The 17,735-nt window shown below is 39.5% G+C and carries 16 protein-coding genes; all 16 read right to left on the reverse strand.

Annotated features, from left to right (window positions below):
- Positions 1-12 precede the first annotated feature (12 nt).
- The gene (locus tag IV81_RS02970; protein WP_057802142.1) at positions 13-1,014 is read right to left on the reverse strand and encodes a gluconeogenesis factor YvcK family protein; all 1,002 of its coding nucleotides are present in this window, start codon (positions 1,012-1,014) and stop codon (positions 13-15) included.
- Positions 1,011-1,901 carry an RNase adapter RapZ gene (gene rapZ, locus IV81_RS02975; RefSeq protein WP_057802144.1) on the reverse strand — a complete coding sequence of 297 codons (891 nt, stop codon included), beginning with the start codon at positions 1,899-1,901 and terminating at the stop codon, positions 1,011-1,013. Before rapZ ends, IV81_RS02970 begins: the two co-directional genes overlap by 4 nt.
- A 110-nt stretch (positions 1,902-2,011) precedes the next feature.
- A complete protein-coding gene (gene uvrA, locus IV81_RS02980) occupies positions 2,012-4,864 on the reverse strand; it encodes an excinuclease ABC subunit UvrA (protein WP_057802146.1) in 2,853 nt (950 codons plus the stop codon).
- Between the two features lie 12 nt (positions 4,865-4,876).
- Positions 4,877-6,880, reverse strand: a complete 2,004-nt coding sequence (gene uvrB / locus IV81_RS02985; protein WP_057802147.1) for an excinuclease ABC subunit UvrB — start codon at positions 6,878-6,880, stop codon at positions 4,877-4,879.
- Positions 6,881-7,010: 130 nt separating this feature from the next.
- Complete coding sequence (locus IV81_RS02990; RefSeq protein ID WP_057802149.1) at positions 7,011-7,640, reverse strand: YfbR-like 5'-deoxynucleotidase; 630 nt, start codon at positions 7,638-7,640, stop codon at positions 7,011-7,013.
- 127 nt (positions 7,641-7,767) lie between these two features.
- The gene (locus IV81_RS02995; RefSeq protein WP_057802151.1) at positions 7,768-9,492 is read right to left on the reverse strand and encodes a phospho-sugar mutase; all 1,725 of its coding nucleotides are present in this window, start codon (positions 9,490-9,492) and stop codon (positions 7,768-7,770) included.
- Between the two features lie 243 nt (positions 9,493-9,735).
- Complete coding sequence (gene trxB, locus IV81_RS03000) at positions 9,736-10,674, reverse strand: thioredoxin-disulfide reductase (RefSeq protein WP_057802153.1); 939 nt, start codon at positions 10,672-10,674, stop codon at positions 9,736-9,738.
- Positions 10,675-10,813: 139 nt separating this feature from the next.
- Positions 10,814-11,698: a UTP--glucose-1-phosphate uridylyltransferase GalU gene (gene galU, locus IV81_RS03005; RefSeq protein WP_057802155.1), complete on the reverse strand. Its 885-nt coding sequence runs from the start codon at positions 11,696-11,698 to the stop codon at positions 10,814-10,816.
- Positions 11,699-11,715: 17 nt separating this feature from the next.
- Positions 11,716-12,732, reverse strand: coding sequence for an NAD(P)H-dependent glycerol-3-phosphate dehydrogenase (locus IV81_RS03010; protein ID WP_057802158.1), 1,017 nt, complete (start codon positions 12,730-12,732; stop codon positions 11,716-11,718).
- 82 nt (positions 12,733-12,814) lie between these two features.
- Positions 12,815-13,651 carry a prolipoprotein diacylglyceryl transferase gene (gene lgt, locus IV81_RS03015; RefSeq protein ID WP_157059751.1) on the reverse strand — a complete coding sequence of 279 codons (837 nt, stop codon included), beginning with the start codon at positions 13,649-13,651 and terminating at the stop codon, positions 12,815-12,817.
- 12 nt (positions 13,652-13,663) lie between these two features.
- On the reverse strand, positions 13,664-14,602 hold the full coding sequence (hprK, locus tag IV81_RS03020; protein WP_057802161.1) for an HPr(Ser) kinase/phosphatase: 939 nt from the start codon (positions 14,600-14,602) through the stop codon (positions 13,664-13,666).
- Between the two features lie 14 nt (positions 14,603-14,616).
- Positions 14,617-14,976, reverse strand: coding sequence for a phage holin family protein (locus IV81_RS03025; RefSeq protein WP_057802163.1), 360 nt, complete (start codon positions 14,974-14,976; stop codon positions 14,617-14,619).
- A gap of 46 nt (positions 14,977-15,022) precedes the next feature.
- Complete coding sequence (locus IV81_RS03030) at positions 15,023-15,343, reverse strand: PspC domain-containing protein (protein WP_236696818.1); 321 nt, start codon at positions 15,341-15,343, stop codon at positions 15,023-15,025.
- A 118-nt stretch (positions 15,344-15,461) separates the two neighbouring features.
- Entirely contained in the window at positions 15,462-16,145 is a 684-nt protein-coding gene (phoU, locus tag IV81_RS03035) for a phosphate signaling complex protein PhoU (RefSeq protein ID WP_057802167.1), read from the reverse strand.
- Positions 16,146-16,158: 13 nt separating this feature from the next.
- Positions 16,159-16,920 (reverse strand): phosphate ABC transporter ATP-binding protein PstB, encoded by a 762-nt coding sequence (gene pstB, locus IV81_RS03040; RefSeq protein WP_057802169.1) that lies wholly within the window; start codon positions 16,918-16,920, stop codon positions 16,159-16,161.
- A 13-nt stretch (positions 16,921-16,933) separates the two neighbouring features.
- Positions 16,934-17,734 carry a phosphate ABC transporter ATP-binding protein PstB gene (gene pstB / locus IV81_RS03045; RefSeq protein ID WP_057802171.1) on the reverse strand — a complete coding sequence of 267 codons (801 nt, stop codon included), beginning with the start codon at positions 17,732-17,734 and terminating at the stop codon, positions 16,934-16,936.
- Position 17,735: the final 1 nt, after the last annotated feature.

Raw genomic sequence — 17,735 nt, forward strand, 5'->3', positions numbered from 1 at the left:
TTTATAGTCCTCCTAATCGTGTTTCTCAATGGGATTACTACAGATGTTCATTAATTCATCAACTACTTTTTTCCCATTATGGAAAGCACCGCCATCCCTCAACAATAAGAAATTGTCTGAAATGACTCGTACCCCCTGTGCTCGGAGTCCTTTAAAATCGTGGACTACTTGTTTTGAGACCTCATCGTATCGATTAAAATCCATGTATGATTCTGGAACCACCTCTGTATTAACCAACACCGTATCAATGAAATTACGTCCCAAGTGTTTATCTAGTGTTCTAACATGTTCAGCATCGGTAAAATCGATTGTTTCACCTTTTTGAGTCATGATATTGCAAATATAAACAACTTCAGCCTTGGTTTTTAAAACGGCACGCCCGATATCTTCAATCATTAGATTAGGCAAGATGCTCGTAAACAAACTTCCTGGTCCCAAGATGATTTCGTCAGCATTTTCAATTGCTTGCAGTGCTTCAGGAACCGCTTTAGGCTTTTTATTTTCACTCCATGGATTGTTTTCAACCCAGATTTCCTTAATGTTTTTATGGGCCGCAGTGATCTCTGCCTCGCCGGCCAGACTCGAACCATCAGTGAATTTAGCATGTAACACCAACGGCTCCGCACTCGCGGGGTAAACGTGCCCTTCAACTTGAAGCATTTCAGACAACTCTCGGATTGCTGGGTCAATTCCACCACGCATTTCAGAAAGCGCCGCAATAATTAAATTTCCAATGGCGTGACCCGCCAAGAATTTATCCTCACTTTTAAAACGATATTGAAAAATATCCTTCAGTTGTGGAGAAATATCCGATAAAGCAACCATTACATTTCGAATATCCCCTGGTGGCACAACATTAACGTAATCTCGAATGATTCCGGATGATCCACCATCGTCAGCAACCGTTACGATTGCCGTAATGTCTGCATTCCGTTTGTGTAACTCGCTTAGAATAACTGGAAGTCCCGTCCCACCACCAATTACTACAATCTTTGGTCCCGTTTTTTTAATCATGATCGATTTACCGTTTCCTTTCGCTTATTTGCATCCCGGTGCGAAATATGCGTAACATAATGTTCAGATAAATCTTTACCAAGGCGCTCTGCAATTGCAACGGAACGATGTTGTCCACCGGTACATCCAATGGCAATGGTCAAATTAGACTTCCCTTCATGCTGATATCCCGGCATTATATCGGTCAAGAGTTTGAGGTAATCCTGATAAAATTGCTCCGTTGCTGGCTGGTTCATTACATAGTCATACACCGCTCGATCAGTACCAAGCTTATCCTTTAATTCCGGTACATAGTATGGATTTGGCAAAAAACGAACATCCATAATTATGTCGGCATCAATTGGAATACCATACTTATATCCAAACGAAACAACCTCAACATGAAACTTTGGAATCGTTTTATTGGTTGAGAAATGTTCAAAAATATTGGCACGAAGTTCACGTGGAGTTAGGTCCGTTGTATCAATTACAATTTGTGCTTCCGACTTTATTGGAGCTAACAATTCTCGCTCTTTTCTGACGCCATCAGCTACTCGTCCGTCCATCGCCAACGGATGTGCACGACGTGTTTCTTTATACCGTGCTACTAGTTCCTTATCGGTCGCATCTAAAAATAGAACATCAGTTTTAATTTCTTGATCAGATCCATTTCCAGATAGCATGGTTAAAATTTGATCATAGAAACCACGCGAGCGTAAATCAACCACTAACGCTACTTTTTTAATTTTTCCATTTTCTTTAATTAATTCCCAAAATTTTGGTAGTAAAGCTGGTGGCATGTTATCAACACAAAAGAAGCCTAAGTCTTCAAAACTCTGCATTGCAACCGTCTTTCCAGCGCCGCTCATTCCCGTCACTACTACTAACTGTAATGATTCATTCTTCATTAACAATTCCCCCTATCAAGGTAACTACTCCAGTATAACACATCCGGGTGTGTCTTTTTTAAAAGATAAAAATGAAGTTAGAACCTAAATCCTAACTTCATTTGCTAAAACTATTTTTGATGCGCCTTGGTTCGCTTTGTATCGCGCTCTAAAACGTCCTTTAAATATTGACCAGTGTAGCTTTCAGAAACTGCCGCAATCTCCTCTGGGGTTCCCGTGGCAATTATTTGACCACCACCTTCGCCGCCTTCTGGTCCTAAGTCGATCAAATGATCGGCCGTTTTGATGACGTCCAAATTATGTTCAATCACCAAAACGGTATTGCCGTTGTCCACAAGTCGTTGTAAAACATCCAACAATCGCCGAATGTCATCCGTATGCAGACCGGTTGTCGGCTCATCTAGAATATAAAAATTCTTTCCGTTAGCTTTCTTGTGTAATTCTGCAGCCAGCTTCATTCGCTGTGCCTCACCACCAGACAAGGTTGTCGCCGATTGTCCTAAATGAACGTATCCTAAACCAACATCGATAATCGTTTGCAATTTTCGCGCAATTTTTGGAATTGGATCAAAGAATTTAGCTGCCTCTTCAACCGTCATTTCTAGGACATCCGCAATGGTTTTTCCTTTATACTTAACTTCCAATGTTTCTGAATTATAACGTGTTCCATGACAAACTTCGCAAGGAACGTATACATCTGGAAGAAAATTCATTTCAATCTTTAGAATCCCATCACCTTTACAGGCTTCACAACGGCCACCTTTAACATTAAAACTGAACCGTCCCTTTGTGTATCCCCTTAGTTTTGCCTCATTAGTTTGTGCGAACAAACCACGGACATCATCAAATACACTAGTGTACGTGGCAGGATTACTTCTTGGAGTCCGCCCAATCGGAGTCTGGTCAATATTAATAATTTTTTCAATATTTTTAATGCCACTAACTGATTTATATTTACCGGGTTTTTCTGAATTATGATTAAGCTTTTGAGCCAATACGCGCTTTAAAACCATATTAACCAGAGTTGACTTTCCCGATCCAGAAACGCCAGTAACTGCGATAAATTCGCCTAAAGGAAAATCGACGTTAATATTTTTTAGGTTATTCTCTTGAACGCCCTTTAACGTAATTGATTGTCCATTCCCCGATCGTCGCTCGGTTGGCACTGGAATAAACTTTTTACCAGATAAGTACTGGCCAGTTAGTGATTTTCGACTTTTAGCCACCTGTTTGGGCGTCCCAGCGGCCATTACTTCGCCACCATTTTCTCCCGCTCCAGGACCAATATCAATCAAATAGTCCGCTGCCCACATGGTATCTTCATCATGTTCAACAACTACCAATGTATTACCTAAATCACGCATCTTCTTCAAGGAACTAATTAAACGGTCGTTATCACGTTGATGAAGCCCAATTGACGGTTCATCTAAAATATAAAGCACACCGGAGAGGTTCGAACCGATTTGAGTTGCCAGTCGAATTCGTTGTGCCTCCCCTCCTGAAAGCGTTCGTGCTGAACGGCTCAAAGTTAGGTATTCTAGTCCAACATTTCGTAAGAAGTTTAATCGATCTTTTATTTCTTTTAAAATCGGCGTCGCAATGGCCGTGTTCTGTTCTGAAAAAATCAGCTTGCCAAAAAATTGAATCTCGCTATCAATTGGTAATGCTGAAACTTCTCCGATATGTTTACCGTCCACTTTCACTGACAATGCCTTACGATTCAAACGGTATCCATGACAAGTCTGGCATGTCAACTCACGCATATATTGACGCATCTGATCCCGTGTAAAATCGCTGTTAGTTTCATGGTAACGCCGTTCTATATTCACGATGACTCCCTCAAAAATTGAGTCAACGTCACGAACTCCACCAAAGTCATTTTCGTAATGAAAATGGAACTTTTTACCTTTTGAACCATACAAAACAATCTTTTGATCAGCTTTTGGTAAATCTTCAAAAGGTGTGTCCATGTCAATACCAAAACTCTCTGCCGCTTGTTCTAAAAGTGTTGGATAATACTGTGAACTAATCGGATTCCAGGGTGCAATTACCCCTTCTCTCAACGTCTTGGTACTATCTGTCACAACAAGATCTAGATCGACTTCCAGTTTAACTCCCAGTCCATCACAGTCTGGACAAGCACCAAACGGAGCGTTAAATGAAAAGAGACGAGGTTCTAATTCTCCTACCGTAAAACCACAAATCGGACATGAATAATGTTCAGAAAACAGAATTGGTTCTTCACCGATTACATCGGCTGTTGCATATCCGTTACTCAATCGTAAAGACGCCTCGAAAGAATCGAACAGTCTTGATCGGATTCCATCTTTAACAACAATCCGATCAACAACAACGTCAATTGAATGTACCTTAGTTTTTTCTAGTTCCGGTACTTCCTCGACATCCATCGTTTCGCCATCAACACGAACTCGAACGAAGCCTTCACGTTTCACTTTTTCAAATATCTTTTTATGTTGTCCTTTTTTGGATCGAATAATTGGTGAAATAATTTGAACTTTGGTTCTTTCTGGCAGAGCCAAAACTCGATCAACCATCTGTTCCACCGTTTGACTAGTAATTAATGTTCCATCATTTGGACAAATGGGTTGTCCAACTCGTGCCCACAATAGTCGTAGATAGTCGTTGATTTCAGTAACCGTTCCGACTGTTGAACGTGGATTTTTAGAGGTTGTTTTCTGATCAATTGAGATTGCGGGACTTAATCCATCAATCGAATCGACGTCCGGCTTATCCATTTGCCCTAAAAATTGGCGAGCATATGCGGACAAACTTTCAACGTATCGCCGTTGGCCTTCAGCATATAAGGTATCAAACGCCAATGAACTTTTCCCAGAACCTGATAATCCTGTTACCACCACGAGTTTGTCTCGTGGAATGGTTACATCAATATTCTTTAAATTATGAGCTCTAGCTCCATGAATAATAATTTTGTCATTTGCCAAAAAAGCTTCCCCCTAGTCGATTTGTGCCTTTAATTCTAATACTGTGTCACGTAGATTAGCCGCTTTTTCAAAGTCAAGCTTCTTCGCTGCAGCTCGCATTTGATCTTCCAGATTTGCGATCATTTCTTTTTGATCTTTGCTATCCATATCGGCAAAGTCAACATCAAGGAAATCATCCTTTTGACCCTGATCTTCAGATTCAGTTGTTGCAGAAATCAACGAACGAATCTCTTTTTTGATCGTATGTGGCGTAATTCCGTGTTCCTCATTGTATGCCTCTTGAATCGACCGACGACGCGCAGTTTCATCGATTGTTTCCTGCATAGAACGCGTAACTTGATCTGCATACATAATAACATGTCCATTCTCGTTACGAGCCGCTCGACCGACGACCTGGATCATTGATCTCGTATTACGTAAGAAACCTTCCTTATCAGCATCCAGAATTGCGACAAGTGAAACTTCAGGAACATCAATTCCTTCACGCAAAAGATTGATTCCGACCAGTACATCGTACTTGCCAATTCGTAAATCTCGTATAATTCTAGTCCGTTCGAGGGTCTTAATATCGCTGTGCAAATACGCAACCTTGACGCCCATATCTTTTAGATAATCCGTTAAATCTTCGGCCATTTTTTTCGTCAACGTGGTAACAAAAACTCGTTCATTTTTTTCCACACGTTGATTAATTTCACCCAATAAATCATCCATTTGACCCATAATCGGTCGAACTTCAATGATTGGATCAAGCAAGCCCGTTGGACGAATGATTTGTTGAACGACGTTATTAGTTCGCTCACTTTCATAATCCCCAGGTGTTGCTGACATGTAGACGACTTGATTAATATGCTTTTCAAACTCCTCCAACTTCAGTGGACGATTGTCCAAAGCACTTGGCAAACGAAAACCGTAGTCAACCAACTGCTGTTTACGAGCCCGATCACCGTTGTACATTCCCCGAACCTGTGGCATCGTCACGTGGGATTCATCAACAACTAAAAGAAAATCATCCGGAAAGAAGTCGAGTAGCGTATATGGTGGTTCGCCTGGTTTTCTTCCATCCATATGCCTTGAATAATTTTCAATACCATTGGTATATCCCATCTCTTTTAACATCTCAATATCATATGTCGTCCGTTGTTTGAGTCGCTGAGCTTCGAGCAGCTTACCTTCCCCCTCCAACTCAGCTAAACGTTGTTTCAGTTCAATTTCAATACCTTCAATTGCATGTTCCATGCGATCCTCGTTGGTCATAAAATGCGTCGCCGGGAAAATCGTAATATGGTCTCGATCGCCAATGATTTCTCCAGTTAACGCGTCCACTTCACGCATTCGATCAATTTCATCACCAAAAAATTCGACTCGAATTGAATGCGCATCATTGGCTGCTGGAAAGATTTCGACAACATCCCCATGAACTCGAAAACGACCACGCTGAAAATCAATGTCATTTCGATCATACTGAATATCGACCAATTCTCTTAGCAGTTTATTTCGATCAATTTCTTGACCAACCCTCAAAGTAAGCGCCTGGTCTTGATATTCGCGTGGGTCACCTAACCCAAAAATACTAGAAACGGAAGCAACGACAATCACGTCGTTCCGCTCTAGTAACGAACTGGTAGCCGAGTGCCGTAATTCATCAATCTCATCATTAATAGCTGAATCTTTTTCAATGTATGTGTCACTGGAAGGAACGTATGCTTCAGGCTGATAGTAATCGTAATAACTGACAAAATATTCAACCGCATTGTTTGGAAAGAATTGTTTAAATTCCCCATATAACTGTCCAGCCAAGGTTTTATTATGAGACAAAATCAACGTCGGCTTATTAACTTGTTTAATTACGTTCGAAATCGTAAATGTTTTACCAGTTCCAGTTGCACCCAATAAAATTTGCTCTTTTTCACCGCTTTTAATTCCACCAACAAGTTCTTTAATTGCCGCCGGCTGATCGCCAGTTGGTTGATACTTTGAAACCAGTTCAAAATCACGATGTTCTTCGCGTTCAATCATTCGTTTTCCTCCATTCACGAAAAATGACCGGGACTAAATCCAAGATTCTGGCTCCCAGCCATTAACTGATATTCGTTCATAATTCACTACAAATATTCTACCACTCCGAACATACTTTCGCCATTCTTAGCTACCGAATAATTTCTCGACTGATTCGTTCTAATTTCAATTGGTCGGTAAATTCTTCATTCAAAAGTTCCGGCAAAACGTTATCCAAAAAATACTCCACGCTTGGCATTTCCTTAAACTCAACAATTGTGCGCAGGCTTTCTTTGTAAATTTCTGTGTATACGCTCTCTGGATTTCCCTTTTGAATTTCACCAAAAGACTCATAAAGTAAATCGACCTTATCTGAAACTGACAGAATTTTACCTTCTAAGGTTTCATCCTTGCCTTCAGATAATCTACGTTCGTATGCTGCCTGAAATTCAACTGGAATTTCATTTTTAACAAAGTTATCCTTCATTGAATCCTCAACGCTAGCTAGCATGCTTCTTAAATCCGACGTTGCATATTTAACAGGAGTTTTAATATCTCCAATAAAACGTTCGTTATAATCATGATTTAATGATTTTTCATACAGTGAGCGCCAATTAACCTCGTTCCCGGCGTTTTCTTCAACGTCACCTAAAAATTGCGCAATCTCTGCCACTTTAAATGAATGTTCGGCAACGGAATGTTTTTGATATTTAAAAAAACCCGGTGCTCGATAAATTGTTTCCAAATTACTTAAACTTTTCAAATATTGGTGCATTCCCATGATTGACTCCTCCTAATTTTGTTTAAATTGTTAATATACTATCACAAACAAAATTATAATTCACGTAAAATAAAAAGCCATGGCAAAACTAAATTTAGCCATGACTTCAATATTTTTCTGATCTTTATTAATCAACTAATTCATTAATTGCTTTTTCAAAAACATCAATTTTTTTAATTGCTTCGTCTTCATTATCTCCAACCGTGCCGATATAGAACTTAATCTTAGGCTCGGTACCTGAAGGACGAATTGCAATCCACGTGCCATCATCCAGCATAAATTTCAATACGTCTGCCTTTGGAAGTTTAATTTCTTTTGTTGATCCATCAACTTCATACTTAGTTTGTGATAAGAAATCTTCAGTTTCCATGACTTTATATTGATCAAAATGGTCTGGACGTTCCTCTCGAACCTTTTCCATAATCGCAGCCATTTTTTCCTTACCGTCAACGCCAGGAAAGTCTTTTGAAATCGTCTTTTCTTCGTGATATCCGTACGTTGCAAACAAGTTTTGCACACCATCATATAAGGTTTGTCCCTTACTACGGTAGTAAGCCGCAATTTCAGCCAATAACACCAGTCCCTGAATTGCATCTTTATCACGAACAAAAGGACGAACAAGGTAACCATAACTTTCTTCAAAACCAAACATGAAGGTATGGTCCCCATTTTCTTCATAATGCTTGATTTGATCCGCAATATATTTAAACCCAGTTAAAACGTTAATCATTTCAACATGATGGGCTTCTGCAATTCGAGTTGCCAATTCGCTAGAAACAATTGATTTAACCGCAGCAGCATTACCTGGCAAATCGCCAGCCGCATCATGAGCAGTTAAAATATAATCCAGCATTACAGCCGCAATCTGGTTTCCAGTAAGCAACTTATATTCTCCGTCCGGTAATCGAACTGCTGCACCTAACCGATCGGCATCTGGGTCCGTTGCGATCAATAAATCGGCTTTCTGTTTCTTTCCCAGTTCAATTGCCAAGTCAAAAGTTTGTGGAAATTCAGGATTTGGGAAGGGCGTTGTAATAAATTCAGGATCCGCAATTGCCTGCTGTGGAACCATTGTGTAGTCCTTAAAACCGGCATTCGATAATGCTCGACCCCCAACGACCTTTCCCGTTCCATGTAATGGCGAATAAATTAACTTCATATCCGCCCCAAAACGCTTAATTAATTGATGATTAATGGAAACCGTTTTAACTTCTTCCAAGTACTGAAGATCAACATCTTCACCAATTAACGTCATTAGTCCCTTGTCTCTCAACTGGCTTTGTGACAACGTTTGAACGCTAAAAATATCAGTAACTTGACGAATATAGTCCGTAATCTTATCCGATTCCATCGGTGGCATTTGTCCACCATCGGGACCATAAATTTTATATCCATTATATTGTTTAGGATTGTGGCTTGCCGTAATCATAATCCCGGCGTATGTATTTAGATCACGCACCGTAAATGACAATTCAGGAGTCGGACGCATGCTATCAAAAACAAAACTTGGAATGCCATGCTTACCCAAAACGCCTGCTGCTTCTAAGGCAAATTCTTGTGAATGGTAACGAGAATCGAAGCTAATTGCTACTCCTCGCTTTTTATCAGTAAAATCTAAGGTATCCATAAAGTTGGCAAGTCCTTCAGTTGCTTGGCGAACCGTGTAAATATTCATCCGATTAATTCCCGGTCCCATAACGCCACGCATTCCCGCTGTTCCAAACTCCATTGGTGCATAAAACGCTTCTTTTAGAGCATCCTTATCCTTAGTTAAGTCTTGTAATTCTTGTTTTAAGTTAAAATCTAAATCGGCATATTCTTGCCATTGTTTTACAGAATCTTCCCAACTCATTCAAAATTCCTCCTAAAGTGTAGATTACCTATTAGTCTAATTATACAATACTACACATTACTCAGAAAGCGTTTTTTCTAATACTTGTATAGACCAATTATTCAATTTTTAATCCAGCAACTTCAAATTTGATATTTTATCGATCTAAGCAATTCCTTTTAAGAATCCGTAAATCGTCTTCAAAATAAAAGAGGAGCCACAGCAAAACTACATTTGCCGTAACTCCTCCTTAAATATTGAAAGTTATTCTTTAACTTTGCTATTTAATTCTTGAATATATTCGTAAGCCTGTTGTCCGGCTGTACCGCCTTCACCAACAGCAGTGGTAATTTGACGTAAGTCTTTCTTACGTACATCACCAACAGCCAGTATACCAGGAACATTTGTATGCATATGATCGTCCGTTGGAATCCAGCCATTTTCGTCTAAAATTCCTAACCCATCAAACGCATCGGTCATTGGATGAACACCAACATAGATGAAAACTCCTGAAGCTTCAATGAATGAATCTTCGCCGGTTTGGTTGTTATTAACTTTCACGCCACTAACCTTACCATCACCCGTGATTTCAGTAACATTACTGTTCCATACAAACTCCATCTTGGGATTTGCAAAGGCACGATCTTGAATAATCTTTTGAGCGCGAAGTTGGTCACGACGGTGAATTACCGTTACTTTAGAAGCCAACTGAGTGAGGTATAATCCCTCTTCAATTGCTGAATCGCCACCACCAACTACTACTAGATGCATTCCTTTAAAGAAGGCCCCATCACATACGGCACAGTAAGAAACACCACGGCCACTAAACTCTTCTTCACCGTGAACCCCGAGCTTCTTGTATTCAGATCCGGTTCCAATGATGACGACTTTAGCTTCAAATTCATCACCCATATCGGTTTTAACGAGCTTTGTATCACCGTCATTTCGAATTGATTCAACACTTCCATAAGCGTACTCCGCTCCGAATTGCGTTGAACTTTCGTACATATCTTTTGCTAAATCTGGGCCTAAAATTGACTTAAATCCCGGAAAATTCTCAATCGAAGCCGTGTTGTTCATCTGACCACCATAAATTCCACGGTCCAACATAACTACCGAAAGATTTGCACGAGATGCGTATAATGCGGCGGTCATTCCAGCAGGACCCGCGCCGATAATAACAACATCATATTGCTTTGCCATTCTCTTTCCTCCCAATCTGATAATGAACCTACTATAACACTTACTTTTTATAACTGTCTATCATTTTGTTTATTTAAAAAATCAAACGGTCCAGATTTCCCTAGAGCCGCTTGATTTATTTTACTGCAAAAAGTTATTTTTAGTCGAGTCGTTTGGCTAAATCTTTGATGTAGTCTTTTAACTCATCTTTTGTTTCAGGATGTTTTAATCCATATTCGATATTAGTCTTCAAGAAACCAAATTTGTTTCCAACATCGTACCGATCGCCGTTAAAGACTTTGGCAAAGACCCGTTGTTTTTTGTTAAGTGTGTCAATTGCATCAGTTAATTGAACTTCGTTTCCTTCACCCGGCTGTTGGTTTTCAAGAATTTCGAAAATTTCTGGTGTAAGAACGTATCGACCAATAATTGCTAAGTCACTTGGAGTGTCTTCCACTGCAGGCTTCTCAACAAAACGAGAAACGTTGTATAATCCCTCTTCAACTTGTTCAGAAGGATCAATTACCCCGTACTTAGAAACTTCTTCGTGCGGTACAGGTAAAACTGCTAATGTTGATGCGCCAGTTTGCTCAAAAGAATCAACTAGTTGCTTGGTCAAGGGAACTTTATCTTCCATTAAGTCATCACCTAGCATTACAACAAATGGTTCATTACCAACAAACGTTTTAGCCGTCAAAACTGCATCCCCTAATCCTTGTGGATGACTTTGGCGCTTGAAGTACATATCAAGTCCTGTAGTTTCTTCAACTGATTCCAACATTTTGATTTTACCTTTTGCTCGAAGGTTATCTTCCAATTCAGGAACCGCGTCAAAATGATCTTCAATTGCTCGTTTTCCCTTACCCGTAATGATTAGAATTTCTTCAATTCCAGATTTACGAGCTTCTTCAACTATGTATTGAATTGTTGGTTTATCAACGATTGGCAACATTTCCTTTGGTGAAGCTTTTGTTGCTGGTAAAAATCTAGTTCCTAATCCAGCAGCTGGAATAATTGCTTTACGCACCTTTTTTGCTTTTAACATAAAAAATTCCTCCAAAATTACTCTAACTCTGATTTTCCATCACGGTGCATTAAGTTGTCAATAACCTCTTTAACACCCTTGTCATTATACAACACATCGTAGATGGCTTCAGTAATCGGCATTTCAATCTTTTTTTGCTGAGCTAACTCATATGCGGCTTTGGTAGAAGGTACCCCTTCAATGACCATTCCCATCGTATCAATTACTTCTTGTAACTTCATGCCCTGTCCAAGTTCGTTTCCAGCGCGCCAGTTTCTTGAATGGACACTGGTTGCCGTAACAATCAAATCACCAACACCTGATAGGCCAATAAATGTAAGTGGTTTGGCCCCAAACGCAACCCCCAGACGAGAAATTTCAGCCAAGCCGCGCGTAATCAAAGCCGCTTTAGCGTCATCGCCATAACCTAGGCCGTGCAGTGCACCCGCTCCAATTGCGATAACGTTTTTCAATGCCGCACCCATTTCGACACCGATAATATCATCATTGGTGTAAACACGGAAATAATTATTCATAAATAGTTCTTGAACAAATTCAGCGCTTTTCAAATCGGAACTTGCTGCGGTCACCAAAGTTAAATCTTGTTTTGCAACTTCTTCGGCATGACTTGGACCAGACAAAACAACGATTGCCTGCCGCAAATCAGCTGGAATTTCTTCAGCCAAAACTTCTGATAAACGTTTGTGCGTTCCTAGTTCTAATCCTTTACTTGCATGGATAATAATTGGCTTTTGACCAGTTTTCTTTAGTACATCGACCATCTGTTGTGCAACTAAGCGCATTACTTTTGTCGGAACTACAAAAAGTACCGCGTCAACATCCTTCAACGCAAACTCTAAATCAGTTGTTGCAACTAAACGTTCATCATACTTAAATCCAGGAACATAGTGTTCGTTGGAATGCTGCTCGTTAAGTTCTTTAGCTTGCTTTTCCATATTGGACCAGACAACAACGTCGTTACCGTTTTGAACAAGCATATTTGCTAAAATACTGCCCCATGAACCGGCTCCTAACACTGCAACTTTTTTTGCCATAGTTAATCCCCTTACATTGATATATTTAAAAATTAGTTTATGTACCTTCTCATTATCATATAGAAAGGTACTTTACTCAAGTTCATTTTGGTGCTAACTCATTTCCGTCCAGATATCTAGGAAGTCGATCTTTCAACATTCGACGACGTAAAATCACTAGTGTAATTGCACCGAAGAAGAGAATTACGGACAACCATTGTGAAACTCGGATTCCTAGTAGCATCAGACTATCGGTTCGCATTCCTTCGACAAAAAAACGGCCAAATGAATACCAAATAACATACGTTAAGAACACTTCACCCTGCTTAAATAAGTTTGGACGATGTCTTAAACTCATTAAGACAATAAAGCCTAAGATGTCCCACATTGATTCATATAAAAACGTTGGCTGTCGATATGCTCCGTTAATAAACATCTGCTGAATAATAAACTGTGGGAGATGCAAGCTCTGCAAAAAATCAAGGCTCGTGATACGTCCAAATGCTTCTTGATTCATGAAATTGCCCCAACGACCAATGCCTTGAGCCATAATTAGAACTGGTGCTATCACGTCTAGCATTAACCAAACTGGAATCCATTTAATTCGGCAAAAAAGGTAAACGACAATTCCTGCTCCGATCAATGCGCCATAAATTGCAATTCCGCCGTCCCAAACCCGAATGATTTCATCTAGATGGTTCTTATAATAACCCCATTCAAAAATCACATAGTATGTCCGAGCTGACACAATCGCCACCGGGAGCGCCCATAAAATTAAATCATAAATATTATCAGGATCAATTCGACGTCGTTTAGCTTCCCTAACAGCCAATAAAGTCGCGATAACGACCGCAGAGGCGATAATTATTCCATACCAATGAACCTGAATTCCGCCGAAAGAAAAAGCAATCGGATTCAGCGCTCCTAAAATAAATTCCAAAAAATCCACTTCCTACTTTTGAGAATTATCTTTGATTAACTCGTTTAAGTTTTGATCAAAGACCTTTGTAGCATCGTATCCCATATTTTTAGCTCTAAAATTCATGGCCGCTGCTTCAATAATATCTCCTAAATTTCGACCAACACGGACCGGAACCGTGATTTTAGGAATGTCTAAATCAAAAAAGTGACGCGTTTGCTCACCATTGCCAAGTCGATCAAAATGAGCATCTTTGTCCCAATTTTGCAGATGAACAATCAAACTAATTTCCGTATGATTTTTAACCGAACTGGCTCCAAAGAGGTTCATCACATCGATAATTCCGACCCCACGAATTTCCAGCAGATGACGCAAAATTCGTGGTGCTTCTCCGATTAAAGTTTGCTCATCTTGCTGATAAATATCAACACGATCGTCGGCAATCAAACGATGTCCACGCTTAATTAGGTCCAGCGCAGTTTCACTTTTACCAATACCGGAGTCTCCCGTAATTAAAACACCCAATCCATAAATTTCTAGTAGCTCGCCATGAATGGAATCCCGTTCTGCTAGACGGTCCTCTAAGAAATTCGTCATGTTACTCAATAAACGCGAAGTAGGCAAACTTGACGTTAAAATTGGAACTTGATTGTTTTTGGCTGCTTGGGTCAATTCGGCTGGAACGGGTAAATCGCGTGAAATAACAAAAGCGGGCGTATCAACATCAGCCATTCGTTCGTAAACTGTTGTCCGTTCCGCGCTGGTCATACTGTCTTTTGCATATGAAATCTCAGTTTGACCAAATAGTTGAACCCGTTCATGTGGGTAAAATTTAAAATAATTGGTTAATTCTAGACCTGGTCGCGAAATATCACTAATCGTAATTTCCTTTTGGTCTAGAAATTCTTCTCCATAAAATATGCCCAATCTGATTTTCTTAACTAGTTCTGATACTAAAACACTATCGGCCATTTATTTGGCCTCCTTTATCGTCGATTTGTAAGGTGGTTTGAGATAATAGCATTGCAGATTGATAAAATGATTGATATCAGCATCGTCATTCCAAATGATGAAAAATGAAAATTGTTTGACCCAACAAACGCCGATGTCATTTCTAACATAAGGGCGTTAATAACGATACTAAACAATCCCAACGTTAACAGCGTGATTGGTAATGAAATGATTTGTAGAATTGGCCTAATACTGGCATTCAGTATTGCCAATATCAAACTTGCCACTAACGCAATCCACATATTTGAAACATAAAAACTTCCACTATTCTGGAAAAATCCGGTTAATGCAATAAATAAAATGCCATTAATTAATACTCTTTGCCAAAAGCGCATCTATCTACTCCTGTCTCCATGTCATATTTAACTGATCCATTAGTTTTTAATCGTTAACATCATGTTCTTCAGCATTCTTAATTTCTTTTCTCTTTTTCTTCTTCGTCGATCCTTGATCCCGCATAAAATTGAAACGGCTAGTGAATTGTTCATAAGCGTTTGTAGTTTTACTTGGCATCAACCAGGCTAATATAAAATATGGGATCAGCAGTAAACCATGTGATAGGATAATTAAAACCAACGCAATAATGCGTGTTAGGGCCTTATCCCACCCAAAGTACTCCGCAATTCCGCCCATCACGCCCGCTACAAAACGGTCGTTCGACTTATTAAATTTCATTTTTGACTTTGATTTCAAATAGTTCACCTCAATACTTTGTTGTTACCTGTAATTTTACAGCTTTTGGCTTTCGATTAGCAATCTTTATACAAAAAAATGAGAAGTTATTACCTTTTTTTAACCCAGTAATAACTTCTCAATTAAATTAATTTAGTCCATCTACATCCGTTACATCCGCGTTAATTTCGGTAATCTTTCCCGTTTGGTTATATAAAATCCATTCTACAACGTTTATTATATGGTCCCCAATCCGTTCAATATAGTTAGCCACCATTAAGTAGCCTGTACCCCCCGTTACGGATTTAGGATCAGTTTTCATATTGCTCAGTACTTCTTTTCGAATTTTTTTGTAATTAGCATCAATTTGGTTATTTGCCTTAATTACTTCGTCAGCTAGCTTTCCGTCTTTTTTAACGTACGCATCCATTGTTATATCAAGCATGGTACGAACGGCATTGGTCATTTCAGCAATTTCGGACTCAATTTGAGAATCACGATTATGTCCCTTTATTCGGATTGTTTCTTTGGCAATTCCAACCGCATGATCTCCAATTCGTTCAAGTTCCGAACTCGCTTTTAATACCACGATTACCTGACGAAAATCGGACGCTACGGGTTGCTGAAGGGCCATTAGATTTAAAGCTTGATCTTCCAAGTTCACTTCTTCTTCATTAATATTATTATCAAAATCAATGACACCCTGGGCCATGTCTCGGTCATGATCAATGAAAGATTTTGTCGCCCGATAAATTTGTTCACTAACGTTGATTCCCATTTCAGTAAATTTTCCTAATAGTCTCTTAAGCTCATCATTAAAAATTCCACGCATTGTCTTATTCCTCCTACCCAAATTTTCCGTTTAAATAGTCACTTGTCTCTTGCTGTTTTGGATTCAAGAAGATATTGGCTGTATTATCAACCTCAATCAACTTTCCGTTCAAGAAAAATGCCGTCCGATCCGAAATCCGTGAGGCCTGTTGCATATTGTGTGTCACAATTGCAATTGTATATTGATTTTTAATTGCTAGCAGACTATCCTCAACTTTCGCCGAGGATACGGGATCCAAAGCGCTTGTTGGCTCATCAAGCAAAATAATTTCCGGCTTAACCGCCAATACTCGTGCAATACAAATCCGTTGCTGCTGCCCACCTGAAAATGAGAGGGCGTTGTCTTTTAAGTGATCCTTCGTTTCATCCCACACCGCTGCAAGCTTAAGGCTTTCCTCAACACGCTGATCCAACAACTTTTTATCCTTAACGCCCGCTAGTCGTAACCCATATGTGACGTTTTCGTAGACAGAAAACGGAAATGGATTAGGCTGTTGGAAAACCATTCCTACTCGTTTACGGAGTTCAACCGTATCAGTTTGTGGTGAATAAATATCCGAGCCATCCAGCCTGATAGTTCCAGTAACTGTTACATCTGGAATTAAATCATTCATTCGATTTAAGCTTCTTAAGAAAGTGGATTTTCCACTTCCCGAAGGACCAATCAGCGCGGTGATCTGTTTTTCTGGAAAATCCAAATCTATTCCATGTAAAGCCTCGTGTTTTCCATAATAAAGTCGAACGTTTTCAGCAGTAATAATATTATTATTTGCCATGTCCTTCTCCAATCTATCCAAAGTTTCCAGATACATAATCTTCCGTGAGTTTCATCGTCGGATTCGTAAAAACATTTTTAGTAGTATCAAATTCAACAATTTTTCCCATGTGTAAAAAGGCGGTATAATCACTTAATCGTGAAGCTTGTTCCATGCTATGCGTAACGATAATAATCGTATATTGATCCTTTAAATCACTAAGTGTCATTTCTAATTTGTAAGTCGAAATTGGATCTAAAGCACTTGCCGGTTCATCCATTAATAAAATATCAGGATTCATCGCCAGTGATCGTGCAATACACAAACGTTGCTGCTGACCACCAGAAAGCGACAACGCGCTTCGTCCTAGATCATCTTTGACCTCATCCCACAGGGCCGCTTGTTTTAAACTTGATTCAACAATCTCATTAATTTTACTTTTATCTTTAATGCCCATTTCATGGAGCGGAAAACTAATGTTATTATGAATTGATTTTGCAAACGGATTCGGGCGTTGAAATACCATTCCAATCCTTCTCCGCATTTGGTAAATATCAACCTCGTTTGAATTAATATTTAATCCACGATACATAATTTCCCCATCAACACGCGCAATTCCGTCATTCATTCGATTCAAACTTCTTAAATACGTCGACTTTCCCGATCCTGAAGCACCGATTAATGCGGTAATGGAGTAGCGTGGAAATTGAAGGGATGCATCGTGCATTGCATGGTTATCACCATAGTATACTTGAACGTTTTTAGTTTCTAACGCGATTTCACGGTCAGCGGGAAATGTTAGAATCGACTTTTCCTTATTTACTTTTTCAACCATT

This window comes from Pediococcus stilesii (assembly GCF_001437075.1).
Lineage (GTDB): Bacteria > Bacillota > Bacilli > Lactobacillales > Lactobacillaceae > Pediococcus > Pediococcus stilesii.